Source organism: Treponema ruminis (genome assembly GCF_014201975.1).
Taxonomy (GTDB): Bacteria; Spirochaetota; Spirochaetia; order Treponematales; family Treponemataceae; genus Treponema_D; species Treponema_D ruminis.
In genome coordinates, this window is sequence record NZ_JACHFQ010000009.1 from 64,255 (window position 1) to 80,005 (window position 15,751).

A 15,751-nucleotide genomic window follows, 5' to 3' on the forward strand; every position below is an offset into this window, starting at 1 on the left:
AAAAGTAGGAAATGAAAAATGCTTGAAATATCACACGTATCAAAGATTTTTAATCCGGGAACCATTACTGAAAAGCAGGCCCTCAATGACATAAACCTCACTCTTGAGGACGGTGATTTTGTAACAATCATCGGCGGAAACGGTGCAGGAAAATCAACACTTCTCAATCTGATTGCGGGAGTTCACTCTTGCGACACAGGCACAATCAAGCTCAACGGCCGTGACGTCACAGACATGCCTGAATACAAAAGAGCGGCTTTCCTTGGTCGCGTTTTCCAGGACCCTCTCACAGGAACTGCGGCAAACATGGAAATCGAAGAAAACCTTGCAATGGCTCTCCGCCGCGGCAACACCCGCACCCTCAAATGGGGCATCAAAAAAGAAGAAAAGGAACTTTACCGTGAAAAGCTGGCCATGCTGGACCTGGGCCTTGAATCGCGGCTCACAAGCAAAGTCGGACTTCTTTCCGGAGGTCAGCGACAGGCCCTTACCCTGCTCATGGCAACCCTTAAAAAGCCGGAGCTTCTTTTGCTCGACGAGCACACAGCCGCCCTTGATCCAAAAACAGCGGCAAAAGTCCTTGAGCTTACCGAAAAATTCATAGCCCAGGACAAGCTCACAGCCTTCATGGTAACACACAACATGAAGCACGCAATACAGTACGGCAACCGCCTCATCATGATGATGAAGGGCAATATCATTTATGATGTCCGTGGAGAAGAAAAGAAGAACCTTAAAGTTGAAGACTTGCTGGCAAAATTCAGTGCGGCAGGCGATTTAAACGACAGGGTTATGCTGGGATAATATAAGGTACTGCACTCTGGGGATTTTAAGGGGCATGTTGCCCCTTAGGAGAATGGGGTGCGGCACAACGAAGTGTGACTAGGGAGATTCGCTAAAAACACTTATCAAGTGTTTTTGCACTGCTACGCAGAGCCGCTCACTAGGAGAGACTTCTCCCCTTTTTTTATTTTACTGACCTCAGCATGTGGAGCTGGTCTGTGTCGGGATCGTAGTAGAAGGTGTAGAGGTAAACGGTTGTTTCGTCCTTGTCCGTGGTGCGGTAAGTGGTGAATGCGTATTTGTAGCCGTTTTCCTTCATTGCAGGCTTAAGCTGCTCGTCCCAGGTCTTTGTGATTTCGCCGCCGTTAAAATTGTAAAACTCAGTGATTGTTTCGTTTGGTCCCATGCCCCAGCCTGATTTTTTGAAAAGCTGGATTGTACGGTTGTCGCGCTGAGTGTCATTTTTGAAGGCGAAGAATTTGAAGGTTTTGCCCAATCGCTTGGCCTTGAACTCATACCACATGTAATTATCATCATCAACACCTTTGATTTTTGTTTGATTCTTTTCTTGAGCAAATGCAATTGATGAAACAATAAAGAGAGAAATAAAGATAGCTGTTAATTTCTTGAACATATAAACTCCTATAAGATACTTTCAGTATAACACGGATAGCAAAAAAGATACAGTTTATTTTCATATTTTTAAATTCTAATTTTCTGTGGAATATAAATCTTCAATTCATTATAATAGTTAGGATATTTTTAATTTATTAGAGGATTTTTTATGTCAGAAGTTATAAAAAATCTGAACAAGTTCAGATTTTTTCAACGAGTTTCGTTCCGAAACTCGAAAAATTTACTTGCGGAGGAAAAATATGTCTAACGAAGTTCGAGTACGCTATGCTCCAAGTCCAACAGGTATGCAGCACATCGGTGGCGTTCGTACAGCACTTTTCAACTATCTTTATGCACGAAGCCAGGGCGGTAAATTCATTCTCCGTCTCGAAGACACAGACCGCACACGCTACGACGAAAAATACGTCAAGAACCTTTATGACACAATGGCTTGGCTCGGAATCGAATGGGACGAGGGCGGCGAAAAGGGCGGCGAATACGGTCCTTACGTTCAGTCAGAGCGATTTGAGCTTTACAAAAAATATGCTCAGGAACTTGTCGAAAAAGGCGAGGCTTACTACTGCTTCTGTGACTCAGAGCGTCTTGAGCGAATCAAAAAAATCCAGACCGAAAACAAAATGGCACCTGGCTACGACCGAAACTGCCGTCACCTTACACCAGAGGAAGTAAAGGCAAACCTGGACGCAGGAAAGCCTTATGTAATCCGCCTCAAAGTCCCTCTCGAGGGTGAGACAACTTTCCACGACCACCTTCTCGGCGACATCACTTGGAAAAACGAAGACATTTCTCCGGACCCGGTTCTCTTGAAGAGCGACGGATTCCCGACCTATCACCTTGCAAACATCGTTGACGACCACTTGATGAAGGTCAGCCACGTAATGCGCGCTCAGGAATGGATTCCTTCTACACCGCTCCACGTACAGATGTACCGCTCATTCGGCTGGGAGCATCCTGAATTCTGCCACCTTCCAATGGTAAACGGCGCAGACGGCAAAAAGCTTTCAAAACGCCACGGTTCAACATCTCTCAACGAATTCCGCGCACGAGGATATTTGCCACAGGCTATCGTAAACTACGTTGCCCTACTCGGCTGTTCTTACGAGGAAGGCCGTGACTTCTACACTTTGGACGAACTTGCAGAGCGATTCAAGCTTGAGCACCTCAACAAGGCTCCGGCTGTATTCGACTACAAAAAACTCGAATTCTACAACGCAAATTATATCCGCCAGCTTTCAACAGAAGAGCTCTACAAATGGACTCTTCCATTCATCACAGGCACAGGCGACGCAACTCTCGAAATCAATCCTGAAAACCCGCAGCCAAAACCAAATGTTGGACCTGAGTTCTCAGGCGTTGCAATGGGCGAAGACGGAGAGCCGTACTGCGTAGACAAGAGCATGAACATGACAAGCGCAGATGTCAAAAAGACTCTTCTCGGCCTCATGCCACTCATTCAGGAGCGACTCAAGTTCCTCACAGAAGCAGCTGAAATGGTTCACTTCATGTTCACAGAGCCGGCAGTTCCACCTGTTGAGCAGTTGATTCCGAAAAAGCTCGACCAGGCAAAGACTAAGGAAGTTCTTGAAAACGCAAAAGAATTCGTTTCAAAGGTATTCGAGCTTGACCACGAGGGCGCTGAAGCTTTCGCAAAGGCAAAGGCAGAAGAGCTTGGAATTAAACTCGGTGACTTCATGATGCCGGTTCGCATGGCTGTTACAGGAAGCCGCGTTTCTCCACCGCTCATCGGTTCAATCGCAGTTCTTGGAAAAGAGCGTGCCCTTGAGCGAATCGAGCGCACTATCGCAACACTGTAAAATAGAAATAGGAGTTTAGCAAAAGAGGGAAAGAAACCTTTACAAAGGGGACTTCCCTCTTTTTTGTAATTAAATGGAAAAATTAAAATCACAGACCGAAGAACTTCTTGCAATTTTTGACAAAAAGCAGGCTGTTCATAATGACGGAACTTTCTCTCCGGAAGCCGTAAAGGAAACCGTGCTTGAAATGGCAGATTATGTCATCGAAGACAAAACAGAGCTTTCCGCCCTCAAAGAATGGATGGAAGCTCACGATTTTTGGACAAGCCCTGCAAGCACAAGATTTCACGGCAACGTAAAGGGCGGCTTGGCGGCTCATTCACTCATGGTCGCTGTCCAGGCCCTGCGCTTTGCGGTTTCATTCGCAGAAAACTTCGCCCTTTCAAAACGAAGCGGCAAATTTGACTTCACGGCCCAGGATGTCTTCATTTCGGGAATCGCCCATGATTTCTGCAAGGCCGGAGCCTACGCAACCGAAAGCAAAAAGACAAAGGATTTCAACGGAAACTGGAAATACGAGCCTTACTACAAGACAAAGTCGGATTTGCGAAACCTCGGCCACGCAGGCGAGTCAGTTCTTCTTCTTCTCGAATCAATGCCATCGCAGCTTAAAAGGCGAAATGTAATCGAAGCAATCAAATGCCACATGGGATTTTCTGACCTTGCTCCCATGGAAACATACAACTACTCAAATCTTCTTCAAAATCCCCTCGTACTTTTGATTCAGCTCGCTGACCAGTCTGCCGCACAGTGGTGGGATTTGTAATTTTAAAGGAGGAAGCCCGTGCACTTTGATCCTACGCTTTTTTTCGCAATTTTAGCCGGAGTCCTGCTTCTGGTAGGGCTTGTCGGCACAGTTCTTCCGGTTTTGCCGGGGCCACCGATTGCATGGGCAGGATTACTCGCCGCTCATTTTTCGAATTACTCAAATCTTGAAGTCTGGATTTTGATAGCAACAGGAATCGCCGCAGTATTCGTCACCGTAATCGACAATGTTTTCCCTTCGCTGATGACAAAAAAGGCGGGCGGAAGCAAGGCGGCGACTTGGGGCTGCACGATTGGACTTCTCGCCTCATTCTTTTTGGGGCCGCTTTTCATTCTTATCGCCCCCTTCGTTGGAGCCTTCATCGGCGAAATGATTCACGATTCTTCTGATGCAGGCCGGGCTTTAAAGGCAGCATTCGGTGCATTCAAGGGATTCTTGCTCGGCACAGGCCTCAAGATGATTACAGTAATTTGCTTTATCTGGCTCTTTTTGTGGAGCATCTTCTGGAGATAAAAAAATCCCATTCTGCAAAAGCAAAATGGGATTTGGGCCGTACAGCGCTTCGCTCGTTTGGCCTATTGGAAGTGATTTACACGTGTTTTCTCACTTCGTTGCGAAAACACTGGGCCATCTTGGATTTGAACCAAGGACCAAAGGATTATGAGTCCTCTGCTCTAACCGCTGAGCTAATGGCCCGAACTTCAACAAGGAAGTGCATTTATTATATCAGAAATTCGGCATTCGGGTCAATTATAAATTAAGAAGTCTACGGTTATTTCTGAAAAACCGTGTATTCGTCATCAATTTCGCTATTTTCAGCCTCAACTTCCATAAAGGGGCTTTCAGTACCGCACATGCAGGAATCAGACAGTTCCTTGTACTCAGGGAAAGTTTCTGCAATCTTCTTGATTTCACCGGCAGCGATTTTTGAATAGGCGTTGGCTCCATCCGGGCGAAGATGGCTGTTGTCCTCACGCCCTTCCGGGAAATTTTCATAAAGGCCTGCGTCAAAGTTCATGTAATAACGGCGGCTTGCCTCAAATCCTGTTTTATTGAGGAAATCAAGCGTGAGGGCGTTCATGTCGATGCAGGGAATATTTTCTTCTGCGGCAGTCTCAATAATTGCTGGGGCATATTCTCCGTGGCTGTCCTTTGCGGAAGTTCCCTCGAACATGCGGCGGGCCATCGGCGTTAAAAGGACAGGTCGCACTCCCCGCCCCTTAAGTTCACGCACAAAATATGAAAGATTCTTACGGAAGGCACCGCCCCTTTCTGAGCCTGTGTGGCGGAGCGGGTCGTCCTTTTCGTCATTGTGGGCAAACTGAATCAGGGCAAAGTCCCCATCTTCTGCCTCGGCCATGACTCGCATAAAGCGGCCTTCATCAATGAAAGACTTTGTGCTCCGTCCGTTCCTGGCAAAATTGAGCCAGAGAGTACTTACAGGGAAAAAGCGGGCAAGCTCCTGCACCCATCCCGTCTGAGGAAAGGTGGAGAAGTCATTGTACTGCATTATGCTGTCACCAAGACATAAAATTCTCATAATGACTCCATTAAAATGTCCGGCATGGATGCCGGGTTTAAGCAAAGAGAGAAAATTCTGTTTGCCTTTAGGTGAACAGAATTTTCTCGTGCGAACATGAATTACATGGATGTAATTCATGTTCGGATTACTCAACCGTTACAGATTTAGCAAGGTTACGAGGCTTGTCAGGATCGTTACCGCGCAAGATAGAACAATAATATGCGAAAAGCTGGGCCGGAATGATTGAAAGCATTGAAGCAAGGGCTGGCTCAGAATCCGGGATTGTGATTACAGAATCACAGCAGTTGTCGAATGCGCCTTTTTTGTCGAGAGTGATAGCCATTGTTGTGGCACCGCGGCTCTTAACCTCAACGATGTTTGAAGCAAGTTTTTCGTAAAGCTCAGGCTCTGTTGCGATTGCGACTACGAGTGTATCAGGATCTACAAGGGCAATAGGTCCGTGCTTGAGCTCACCAGCGGCAAAAGCCTCACAATGCATGTAGCTGACTTCCTTGAGCTTGAGGGCACTTTCGAGTGATGAAGCCGAGTCGAAAAGACGGCCGATATAGAAAATTTTTGATTTATTGAACTGCTGGCTTGCAAATTTCTGGATTTCACTCTGATTATCAAGAATCTGCTGTGCCTTTTCTGGAATTGCGGCGATTTCAGAAAGCAATCTTGAGTATTGCTGAGCAGAAAGTGAACCGCGCTCCTTTCCAAGTTTGATTGCAAGGAGATAGAGGCACATGAGCTGGGTTGTATAAGCCTTTGTTGATGCTACGGCAATTTCAGGGCCAGCCCAGGTGTAAATTACTTCGTCTGCCTCACGGCTTACAGTTGAACCTACACAGTTTGTAATTGCAATGACTTTTGCTCCAGCCGCTTTTGCAAGACGGAGGGCTGCAAGGGTGTCAGCTGTTTCGCCAGACTGAGAGATTACGATGAAAATGTCATTTTTGTTGAGGATTGGATTTCTGTAGCGGAATTCTGATGCAACATCAACGGCAACAGGAATGCGTGCAAATTTTTCGAATGCATATTTTGCTACGACACCGGCGTGATAAGCCGTACCACACGCTGTGATTACGATGCGGCCTGCCTGCTTCCAGTCTTCGCCAAAGTCGATTTCGTCAAACTGAATGTCCTTTGCTTTGTCGCCGTCAAATATAAGGCGTGGACGAAGTGTGTCTGTCAAAGCCTTTGGCTGCTCATGGATTTCCTTGAGCATGAAGTGAGCATAACCGCCCTTTTCAGCACTTGCCATATCCCATTCAACATGAGAAGGCTCGCGTACGACCTTGTTTCCGTCTGAGTCGAACAAATCAACATGGTCATTGTAAAGGACTGCAAGCTCGTTCTGATTGAGGTAGTAAACGTCGCGTGTGTATTCAAGAACAGCTGGAACGTCAGAAGCGATGAAATTCTCGCCCCTTCCCAAGCCTACGATAAGAGGACTTTCCTTTCGGGCAGCGATAAGCCGGTCAGGATATTTTGTGCAGAGAACGCCGAGAGCGTAGCTTCCTTCGAGACGGTGCAAAGTTTCAAGGACAGCCTTAAAGATTTCACCAGTTTTTTCGTAGAAGTAATTGATAAGGTGGGCGATTACTTCGGTGTCAGTCTGGCTCTTGAAAACAACGCCCTGATCCTGAAGCCAGGCCTTGAGTTTTGCATAGTTTTCGATGATTCCGTTATGAACTACGGCAATCGTACCAGAAACATTTGTGTGCGGATGAGAGTTCAAGTCACTCGGCTCGCCGTGTGTCGCCCAGCGGGTGTGACCAATTCCGACATTACCTTTAATGATAGTGCCGGTTTTTTCGATAAGTTCTCCAAGACGCTTTTCGGCCTGGGCATCGCTCATATCTTTTGAAGTCTTTACGACTTCATCAGTGATTTTTTCAACGAGAAATTTAAGGGCACCCTTTGATTTTTTTACAAGGATTTCATCGCTAGAGTCCGACATAACTGCAACGCCGGCAGAATCATAACCGCGATATTCAAGTTTTTTGAGTCCGTTGATAAGGACAGGAGTTACCTGTTTTGAACCAACATATCCTACAATTCCACACATAAATTCACCTCAAATAACATTTTACAGTAGCACGTATTATACAAATTTGTTTAAAAAAAAGATACCCACGCCAGCAGAATGCCGGACATGGGTAACCACTTTTAGACATCACGCTCCATTTTTTAACTATACAATAGCGTCCAAAACCTTGACTACATCAACGTCATAAAGATTTGGCTTCGCTTCAAGTTCCTGGATTGCTGTCTCTTTATCCATAATCTGTTTGTAATTGCGGCGGCTGATAAGTGAGTTGTAGCTTTCTGCAACGTGAATAAGCCGTGCAATCTGAGGAATGTCTGCACCCAAAAGCCCCTTGTAGCCTGAACCGTCAGTGTTTTCATGGTGATAAAGTGCGGCTTCCTCGAAGATTTCCCAGTATTTACGCGGAACAAATCCGAGATACTGCTCATAAAGATTTACATGCTCCCTGAGCTGGAGTCGCTGCTCGTCGGTCAGGTTTTCTGCTTCAAGAAGTTCCTGAGGGATTGCAAGGAAACCTGCGTCATAGACCATTGAGGCTGCAAAGTAAATCATAGAAGAATTCTGGTTGAGGCCGAGCTGCATTGCAAGTTTGTAAACAAGCTCGCTGACGTTCTTTGAGTTGTTCTTGCGCTTTGTAACGGCATCGATTTCTGAACCAAGTTTTTCACAGTCAATAACAAGCTGCTTGAGTTCTGACTTTTCTTCGTCCGTCATTTCCGGAGCTGGAAGGGCATCAACGCCCCAGCGGGAACTTCCGGCAGACTTTAAGCCCATGCCGCCAAAATCAGTGACGCCACCAAGAAGAAGCTGATTGTTTGTCTGCTGCATTCCGGCGATAAGTTTGAGTGTTGAATCAAGCTGCTCAGCCTGGATTGCAGAAGAGCGGGCAGAAGCACGGATTCCGAGGAAGACGAGAATGAATACGATTACGAAGATAACGCCTGCACCAATGGCAATAATCCAAATCGTTTTGTTTGAACGCTTGTCCATTGAGTCGAGGGTTGTAGTCATTGTGTCTGTAACGCCCTGAATCAAAGTTGAATTCTGCTCAGACATTTTTGAAACGATGCTCTCTGTGCTTTCATTCATTTTGTCAGAGAAAGACTCGAGCATTTTCTGGTTGTTTTCCTGCGTGCTTGCAGTGAGGCTTTCAACCATTTCCTGCTGCTGAGCCTGCTGTTTTGCAGAAATATCCTGCATCATTTCGCGGGTTTTGGCATCGCGGGCGGCATCCTTCATGTCAGCCTGCTGCTGCTGAATCACGCGGATATATTTTTGAATCTGCGGATCATCATTGATTTTTGGATAGGTCTGCAAATTCATAATTACGTCATTGAAATATGTGTAATCCTTTGTTTTTGTCATTTTGGCAAGCAGCTTTGTGTAAATCTGAGTTGCAAGAAGATATACGTTGCCTGGAATTTCATCCTTTTCAGAAAGCTTAAGGGCTGCGTTTATTGTTTTAAAAGCATCCTCGTACTGCATGGCCGAATACTGGTCATCTGCTTTTTGAAGGAAGCGTTTTGTCAAATCTGATGAACTGGCAGACGCCTGAGCAAAGATGAGCCCAGCCGCAAAAATGCAAAGAAGGACTCCCAAAATAGATTTTTTAAGAAGCATTTTATTTTGTAACATTTCCTACTCCAATTGCAAATGTGAATTTTACGCGGTTTTCCATTCCGCCACCGTGACTTCCGTCTTCGGCAGCATTTCTCATAAGAAGCAAATCCTGCACGCCAAGTTCCAGACCGAACTTTGTTTTGTCGTTAACAGCCATTGGGAGCAAAATAGAGCCGCCAAATTCCATAGCCATATTAATGTCATTATAGAAAAGGGAACCTGCATCATAATCACAGAAAGCCCTGAGCTGAGCCTCACCAAGATGAAGATTGTCAAGGGCGACACCCAGGACTGGTGAGAAGAAGGTGCTTGTTGAACCTGTAATTGCCTTGTCATTTGAAGCAAGCAGATGGGCTGCAAGACCGGCACGCAGGAAGAGGTTTTTACTTAAATCTGCAAAAGCAATCTCCGGAACGATGCGGGCAGACATGAAGAATTCCTGAGGATTGTCACTGTCGATTTGAGTTTTTTGGGCAGCGGCCTTTGCCTCCGGGTTGCCGCCAGAACTCATGAGTGTGACAATGTGGGCATCAGCAAAGAAATCACAGCCAAGAATCAGACGTTCTGAAGGCTTGAAGACATTTGCTCCGATTGCAAGACCGTATTTGAGGCTTGAATAATCAGGATCGGCAGTCTTCTGATAAATGAAGTCTGCAAGGCCAATCTTAACAGTCCACAGAAGTGAAGAGAAAGAAGCTTGCTGTTCGTTGACGTAAACTTCCTGACCTGAAGCAGTGCTGACAACCTGATAGTTGCCTCGGTTTTCAAGTTTTTGCTTTGATTTTGCGTTGCGGGCGGCAATACGTTCTTCTTCAAGGCGCTTGCGGTTTTCAGCAGCCTGATTTGCAGCCTGCTGATTCAAGATAGCCTTGTCAATGTAAGAATAAAGCTCGACCGCATCGAAGTTTTCGATATTGTTGTCAATTACGGCAAGGGAAGTCTGACGGGCAAGCTCCAGGTTATCGGTGATGATAAGCTGTCTTGTCTTTTTGAGAGTGTAATTTTCGATTAACGGGTAATCGGCAGACGATTTATTCTCGTTGAGAATTTTGGCAATCGAATCGGCAGACTTTGATGCGATTGCCATATCTATCTTTTTATAGACGGCACCGACATCATCAGTTGACTGTGCAAGCGCTGAGAAAGTACAAAATGCACAAACAAAAACCGCCATTAATTTTTGGTATTTTTTGATAATAGCCACAACAATCATCCTCTTTGTACAGATAATTCTATTCTAACAGACAAAATATGATTTCGCAACTTATGTTTTAAAGTCCTTTGCCTGCTACCCTCTATTTTTAAATCTTTTCGTTTTTTTTAGATATTTTGGAGATTCATTTTATTTTCCAACACAGAAGTGAGAGAAAATTGAACCAAGAACATCATCTGGTGTAACATCACCGGTGACCTCTCCAAGCGCGTCCAAAGAATCCTCCAAATCCTGGACAACCGCGTCCAAAGCATAATCTTCGGTGAGCGAAAGTGCATGGCGTACGCTCTCCAAAGCCTTTTCCACTGAAATTTTCTGCCTCTCTGAGCCAAGTCCCGTGCTGTTCCTCTCTGAACTTCCGCCCGCAGAAAGGGCAGAACGGACAGACTCGCTCAAGCTTCCAAGCCCAATTCCTTTTTTGGCAGAAATGCGGACCTGAGGCACATCGAATGAAGAATCAGTATTTTCTGACAAATCACATTTATTCCAGACAAGAATAAGGGGAATTTTTGAGTCAGTTCGGGAAATATGAGCCTGAATGAAAGATTTATCCTCATCATTCAGGCCGGATTTTGAGTCAACAAGATAGAGAATCAAATCAGCGTCTTCACTCAAATCACGGGTGCGCTCAACGCCGACGGCCTCAATCACATCGCTAGTCTCGCGAAGGCCCGCCGTGTCAAAAAGACGAGCCGGAATTCCTGCAAAGTCAATCCAGCTTTCGATAAAGTCTCGGGTAGTTCCCTCGATGTCGCTGACAATTGCCCGGTCTTCCTTGAGAAGCGCGTTAAATAAAGAAGATTTTCCGGCATTTGTCCGGCCGCAGAGGACAACTCTGGCTCCATCCTGATAGATTTTCTCGCTTTTCCAGGATGCGGCAAGTTCCTGTAAGACGGACTCGGCTTTTTTAAGCTCGGTAGAGTCGAAAGAATCTGCAATAGTCTCTTCGTCCTCTGGATATTCAATCTCAACTTCAATAGCCGCAAGAGTATCAACAATGTGCTTTTTAACGCCGTCAATCGTCTCGTAAAGGTTTCCGGCCAGTCGACCGGCAGCCCGGCTCTGGCTGACATCAGTTTTTGAGTCGATGATTTCTCGGACAGCCTCGGCCTTAGTCAAATCAGCCTTGCCGTTGATGTAGGCTCGGAAAGTAAATTCGCCCTTCTCAGCCGCGCGAAAACCACTATTTAATAGAAGATTATAAACAGCCTGCACGACATGAACGCCACCGTGGCAGGAAATTTCAACCATGTCCTCGCCGGTAAAAGACTTGGGAGCACGGAAAACAGAAAGCAAAACTTCATCGATTTTGCTCTTTCCGTCAAAAATCCAGCCGTAGACGATTGTATTTCCGGCTGCTTCAAGCAGGGCTTTTGGCCTTGAGAAGATTTTTGAGAGAAGTTCGATACTGTTTTTTCCCGAACAACGGACGATTCCAAGGGCTGCGGGCGCAAGGGCTGTCGCAATGGCCGCAATCGGTTCTTCGGGTGTGTATTTTAAATTCGTCATCTTTTCCTAACTTTCGCTGTAGGCCTGCCAGAGCTTTGAGATGTCACTCAGCTTGGGAAAGCCGCTTTTTTCCTTCATGCGTTCCCGCTCCTCCTGCGCACGAATTGAATCCCAGGCGGCAGTGTCACTTGTCTTTGTGGTGCGGGTCTGGCCGTCGTTCATCAGAAGCTCGTCTGTCTTTGAGCCGCCTGAGAGAGCCGGTTTTTTGTATTTCGCATCGGCTTCATACGATGGGCCCGGATATTTTTCATCGCCCACATCCGGAGAAATGTCGTCATAGCGGCACATTCCGTTCCAGTACATGTAGCCCCGGTTAACGCTGTCACGGACTCCGTAAACCTGCTGGGTTACATAATTCTTGTTGTACCAGGCCCGGTCATAGCTTACGTTGAGGTAGAAGGCCTGAACCCAAGGGCGGATAATCAGCTTGTTGCGGCCGATTACTGTATTTCTGTAAGTTCCATAGTAGTAGACGCGGTAAGGTCTTTCGCTTGCAGGAGCATAATTCAAGAAAGACTGCTCGAAGTGGCTCGGATAGAACATCGGGCAGACGACGTCAACATATTCAGCAAGAAGCTCAACGTCCTGGCCTGTTCGGGTGCCTGAGCGGTACCAGCCGTTTGCGCCGTAAATGTCGATTCCAATCGGAGCGTCAATGTTTGCACGGACATAGCGCAGGAATGAAACCAGGGCGCTTTCCTTGTCCATACCCTCACTTCGCCAGCGGAACTGGGCGTTTGCCATGTTCTTTCCGTCAGTCGGGAAGCGGATGTAGTCAAACTGAATCTCGTCGAAGCCGCGGGCAATCAGTTCCTGAGCAATGTGAACGTTGTATTCCCAGACTTCCGGCGAATACGGGTCAACCCAGGCCTCGTCATAATAGAGGGTTTTAGTTTCGCCGGTCTCGTTTCCTTCTTCGTCCTTGACTTTTTCCCAGCCCTGAATTCCCATCCATGGGCGGTTGAGGGTCTTGTCCCAGACTGCGTACTGTTTTTTGTCGTAGCCGGCGAGATTTTTATCTTTGAATGTAACGATTCGTGCAACAAGATAGATTCCCTGCTCCTTCATTGCAGGCACGAATGTATCGATGTCGATTTTGTAGCGTGAAATATAGCCCTTTTTCTGAATCAGAGGGTCTTTAGGGTCAAACCGGATTCCGCCGTAGTCGTCCTTCATGTCGATAACCATGGCGTCAAGCTTGTTGTCCCTGATGATTTTTTTGTACTGATTGATTCCCTTTTCAGTCATCAGTTTGTGGGCCTGAACATAGACAGCCTTTCGGTCAAGAGCCTTTGAGGCGTATTTATTGTTCACGTCGTTAGGATACAAGAGCCAGAGTTCACCGAGAGTGAGGCCGGGATTTTTTTCATCAGCAGAAGGAATCCATGCCGTGTAAAGAGTGTCGGATTTTCCGAGGGCGTTAAAGCAAGGCTTCCATTTATCATATTCAGGTGGAAGTATGTCAGTAGTCTTTGTAACAGGATTGTAAGCTGAAATTTCACCAGTCTTAGTGTACAAGAGGCGGCTTCCATCCCAGAAAAGAGAGTCGATTGTTTCCAGAGGCTCGCTTCCAGCAAAAAGGAGTTCTCCGCGGTCGCGTTTCCAGTCAAAGCGGTAAATTCTCGGCAAGTAAGACTGAGAAACGAAAACTTCAGTGACAGGAAAACCGTTTTCATCAGAGAAAACCACAGGCAGGATGTCAGCAATTTCGTCCGGGTAAGTCTGGGTCTTCATGTTCTCGAAGCCGCCGTTGCAGTCCTTCCATGTGACTTTTTTTGAGATGGGCTTGCAGTAAGAGAAACCGAAAATCGTGTGGGCCATGAAAACGACCAGATCAGTCTGCGGGGCTTCGGCAGGAGTTACGCTTCCGTCTGCGTTTGTAACGGCCGCTTTTCCAGTGTTGGGCCTGTTCATGTCACAGACTGCGACAGCCTTGATTCCTGAAGTTGAGGCAGAAGTTGAGCCCAGGCATTTCCAGTTGACTCCGCCGTTGTAAGTTATGTAAACGTCATCTTTTGTTGCGGTGACGAGGATGTCAGGATTGGTCGGGTGAACGGACAAATCTTTAAGTTGCGCGGGCTGTTTTATGAAAGTTGCCTTCGTTCCGTCCCACTGTTTAATTGTAAGGAATGGGAGTCCTTCGTTTTTGAATTCAAATGACTCCAAATCATCAGAAGAAAGAATTCCCTCGTTTGAAAGGAGATACCAGCGTGTTTTTCCAGATTTTTTGTCATCGGCGCGTACAATTTTTGAAACTTTTCCGCCCTGCCAGAGGGGAATTGCGGTCTTATTTGCGTTTATCTTGTACAATCCGCTTTCACTTCCCGCAAGAATGAATCCAGATGACGGGGAATCACTTTGGGACTCAGGAGAAATTTCGGGCAGTTTATAAATCGAGTTGTCATCAGCCTTAGCAGTGGCCATACAAGAAGTAAATGAAAATAAAAGAAAAATTGAAAATAAAATGCGCATATCTAGACTATCGGAATTTTTGTGGTACGAATTCACATATTCATGGCTTGAATTCTAAGAATTTTTGTTTAATAATAGAAGAATGAAAAACTTAAAGGAAACCAAAAAATCAAAAAAAAGTATCAGTCCAAAAAATAAAAAAATATTGATTGCAGCATCTTCAGCCCTCCTCTTACTGCTGATTGCGGGTGCCGTAATCCTCTTCAAGCCCTCAAAGAATTTCACAATCGCATTCTATAAAATAGAAGAAAAACAACGACAGGGCATCACTGAGGTCATAAACAAGGCCGCTTCAGCCCAGAATCTTCAGGTATTTTACGTTGAATACAACGCCGAAAAGTCCCTCAAGGAACAGATTCCCCTCACCAAAAAGCCTAACATCATCATCACAGGCTCAGGCTTCCCGGTTAAAACGGCCGTAGACAAGGCTTCCGGCAAGGCAGCCCTTCCGATAGATTTGACACCGGGCATGACTTCTTCAATGAGGGCTGGTGTTCAGGTCAATGACGGCAAAATCACAGCCCTTCCGATTCTTTCAAGCCATTTCGAAGTTGACGTTGACCTGGCAGAATTCCAGAGTTCAAATACAAAGTACATTAACACATGGAACGATGTAGAAAAATTCATGCGTGAGCAGAAACGCAAAAAGGAATCGCCGATGATTTTCGCTGGCGGCAACCCGGATTTGCTTTTGGACCTTATGGGAGCCATGGCAGAATCAATCGACGGCACTGAATCTTACAATGCGGCTGCAAAAATCATTCAGACGACGGACAATCCTGTTCGGGCCGCAATCAAACTCTGTGACGAACCGGATTCACCGCTTGCAACCAGCGTAAAACAGCTCAAATCTTGGTACAAATTCGGTTTCATCCATCCGGGAACTTTCTCACTCCAGCAGAACGATGTCGAGGCCTTTGCTTCAAGCCGCCTTTCAAGCGTTTTGTTCATGACACTGGAAAATCACCGGGCCTGCGCACAAAAAACAATCTCGCGCTACACTTCGATTTATTTCCCTTCTGAGCATGGAGCCAATTCAAGAATTTTCACAGGCAAGACTTACTACGCCGTTCCAATGCTGAAATCGCCAAAAACTGAGGCCCTTCTTGCAGCCCTCGTAACCCCGGAATATCAGGAATCACTGAGCCGGGCAACAGGACTCGCCCCGGTTCTCGCCCAGTGCCGCACACCGGACAAGCAGTCCGACGACGCCCGCTACTGGATAGCAGCCACAACAGTTCCGCTTCCAGGCCTGAGCAACGAAGCCTACCTCACAAAGCAGCAGAAAACAGCCATTGCCGCTGAAATCGCAGCAAGAATTAAAAACTAAATTTCTAAAGAAAATTCTCTAGCCCCAGCCGTG

General features: G+C 46.3%; 12 protein-coding genes and 1 tRNA gene. 5 read left to right on the forward strand and 8 right to left on the reverse strand.

Going from position 1 to position 15,751, the window contains the following annotated elements:
- Nucleotides 1-18: 18 nt before the first annotated feature.
- Entirely contained in the window at nt 19-804 is a 786-nt protein-coding gene (locus tag HNP76_RS13200; protein ID WP_184661318.1) for an ABC transporter ATP-binding protein, read from the forward strand.
- Nucleotides 805-967: 163 nt separating this feature from the next.
- On the opposite strand, the gene HNP76_RS13205 is transcribed toward HNP76_RS13200, so the two are convergent.
- Entirely contained in the window at nt 968-1,417 is a 450-nt protein-coding gene (locus HNP76_RS13205; RefSeq protein ID WP_184661320.1) for a hypothetical protein, read from the reverse strand.
- Nucleotides 1,418-1,658: 241 nt separating this feature from the next.
- On the opposite strand from HNP76_RS13205, the gene gltX reads away from it, so the two are divergent.
- The 3 genes from gltX to HNP76_RS13220 all read left to right on the forward strand — a co-directional run bounded on the left by gltX (nt 1,659) and on the right by HNP76_RS13220 (nt 4,512).
- Complete coding sequence (gene gltX, locus HNP76_RS13210; protein WP_184661322.1) at nt 1,659-3,233, forward strand: glutamate--tRNA ligase; 1,575 nt, start codon at nt 1,659-1,661, stop codon at nt 3,231-3,233.
- A 73-nt stretch (nt 3,234-3,306) separates the two neighbouring features.
- Nucleotides 3,307-3,999, forward strand: coding sequence for a hypothetical protein (locus tag HNP76_RS13215; RefSeq protein ID WP_184661324.1), 693 nt, complete (start codon nt 3,307-3,309; stop codon nt 3,997-3,999).
- 18 nt (nt 4,000-4,017) lie between these two features.
- Nucleotides 4,018-4,512 carry a DUF456 domain-containing protein gene (locus tag HNP76_RS13220; protein WP_184661326.1) on the forward strand — a complete coding sequence of 165 codons (495 nt, stop codon included), beginning with the start codon at nt 4,018-4,020 and terminating at the stop codon, nt 4,510-4,512.
- Between the two features lie 110 nt (nt 4,513-4,622).
- Here the strand turns inward: HNP76_RS13220 and HNP76_RS13225 are convergent.
- From HNP76_RS13225 to HNP76_RS13255, 7 genes are all read right to left on the reverse strand, one after another.
- Nucleotides 4,623-4,695 (reverse strand) — tRNA-Ile (locus HNP76_RS13225).
- A gap of 76 nt (nt 4,696-4,771) precedes the next feature.
- Nucleotides 4,772-5,539 carry a rhamnogalacturonan acetylesterase gene (locus tag HNP76_RS13230; RefSeq protein ID WP_184661327.1) on the reverse strand — a complete coding sequence of 256 codons (768 nt, stop codon included), beginning with the start codon at nt 5,537-5,539 and terminating at the stop codon, nt 4,772-4,774.
- A gap of 127 nt (nt 5,540-5,666) precedes the next feature.
- A complete protein-coding gene (glmS, locus tag HNP76_RS13235) occupies nt 5,667-7,592 on the reverse strand; it encodes a glutamine--fructose-6-phosphate transaminase (isomerizing) (protein ID WP_184661329.1) in 1,926 nt (641 codons plus the stop codon).
- A 126-nt stretch (nt 7,593-7,718) separates the two neighbouring features.
- Nucleotides 7,719-9,209, reverse strand: a complete 1,491-nt coding sequence (locus HNP76_RS13240; protein ID WP_184661331.1) for an HD-GYP domain-containing protein — start codon at nt 9,207-9,209, stop codon at nt 7,719-7,721.
- A complete protein-coding gene (locus tag HNP76_RS13245; RefSeq protein ID WP_184661333.1) occupies nt 9,196-10,398 on the reverse strand; it encodes a hypothetical protein in 1,203 nt (400 codons plus the stop codon). The genes HNP76_RS13240 and HNP76_RS13245 overlap by 14 nt, the downstream gene beginning before the upstream one ends.
- A 138-nt stretch (nt 10,399-10,536) precedes the next feature.
- Nucleotides 10,537-11,916 carry a tRNA uridine-5-carboxymethylaminomethyl(34) synthesis GTPase MnmE gene (gene mnmE / locus HNP76_RS13250; protein WP_184661334.1) on the reverse strand — a complete coding sequence of 460 codons (1,380 nt, stop codon included), beginning with the start codon at nt 11,914-11,916 and terminating at the stop codon, nt 10,537-10,539.
- Between the two features lie 6 nt (nt 11,917-11,922).
- The gene (locus HNP76_RS13255; protein ID WP_184661336.1) at nt 11,923-14,340 is read right to left on the reverse strand and encodes a putative glycoside hydrolase; all 2,418 of its coding nucleotides are present in this window, start codon (nt 14,338-14,340) and stop codon (nt 11,923-11,925) included.
- A 130-nt stretch (nt 14,341-14,470) separates the two neighbouring features.
- Here HNP76_RS13255 and HNP76_RS13260 point away from each other — a divergent pair, with 130 nt between their 5' ends.
- Nucleotides 14,471-15,718 carry a hypothetical protein gene (locus tag HNP76_RS13260; RefSeq protein WP_184661338.1) on the forward strand — a complete coding sequence of 416 codons (1,248 nt, stop codon included), beginning with the start codon at nt 14,471-14,473 and terminating at the stop codon, nt 15,716-15,718.
- Nucleotides 15,719-15,751: the final 33 nt, after the last annotated feature.

What these genes read in the sequence shown, in the direction of transcription:
- HNP76_RS13200 (WP_184661318.1), top strand. Translation starts at nt 19, where the DNA reads ATGCTTGAAATATCACACGTATCAAAGATTTTTAATCCGGGAACCATT.
- HNP76_RS13205 (WP_184661320.1), bottom strand. Translation starts at nt 1,417, where the DNA reads ATGTTCAAGAAATTAACAGCTATCTTTATTTCTCTCTTTATTGTTTCA.
- gltX (WP_184661322.1), top strand. Translation starts at nt 1,659, where the DNA reads ATGTCTAACGAAGTTCGAGTACGCTATGCTCCAAGTCCAACAGGTATG.
- HNP76_RS13215 (WP_184661324.1), top strand. Translation starts at nt 3,307, where the DNA reads ATGGAAAAATTAAAATCACAGACCGAAGAACTTCTTGCAATTTTTGAC.
- HNP76_RS13230 (WP_184661327.1), bottom strand. Translation starts at nt 5,539, where the DNA reads ATGAGAATTTTATGTCTTGGTGACAGCATAATGCAGTACAATGACTTC.
- glmS (WP_184661329.1), bottom strand. Translation starts at nt 7,592, where the DNA reads ATGTGTGGAATTGTAGGATATGTTGGTTCAAAACAGGTAACTCCTGTC.
- HNP76_RS13240 (WP_184661331.1), bottom strand. Translation starts at nt 9,209, where the DNA reads ATGTTACAAAATAAAATGCTTCTTAAAAAATCTATTTTGGGAGTCCTT.
- mnmE (WP_184661334.1), bottom strand. Translation starts at nt 11,916, where the DNA reads ATGACGAATTTAAAATACACACCCGAAGAACCGATTGCGGCCATTGCG.
- HNP76_RS13255 (WP_184661336.1), bottom strand. Translation starts at nt 14,340, where the DNA reads ATGGCCACTGCTAAGGCTGATGACAACTCGATTTATAAACTGCCCGAA.
- HNP76_RS13260 (WP_184661338.1), top strand. Translation starts at nt 14,471, where the DNA reads ATGAAAAACTTAAAGGAAACCAAAAAATCAAAAAAAAGTATCAGTCCA.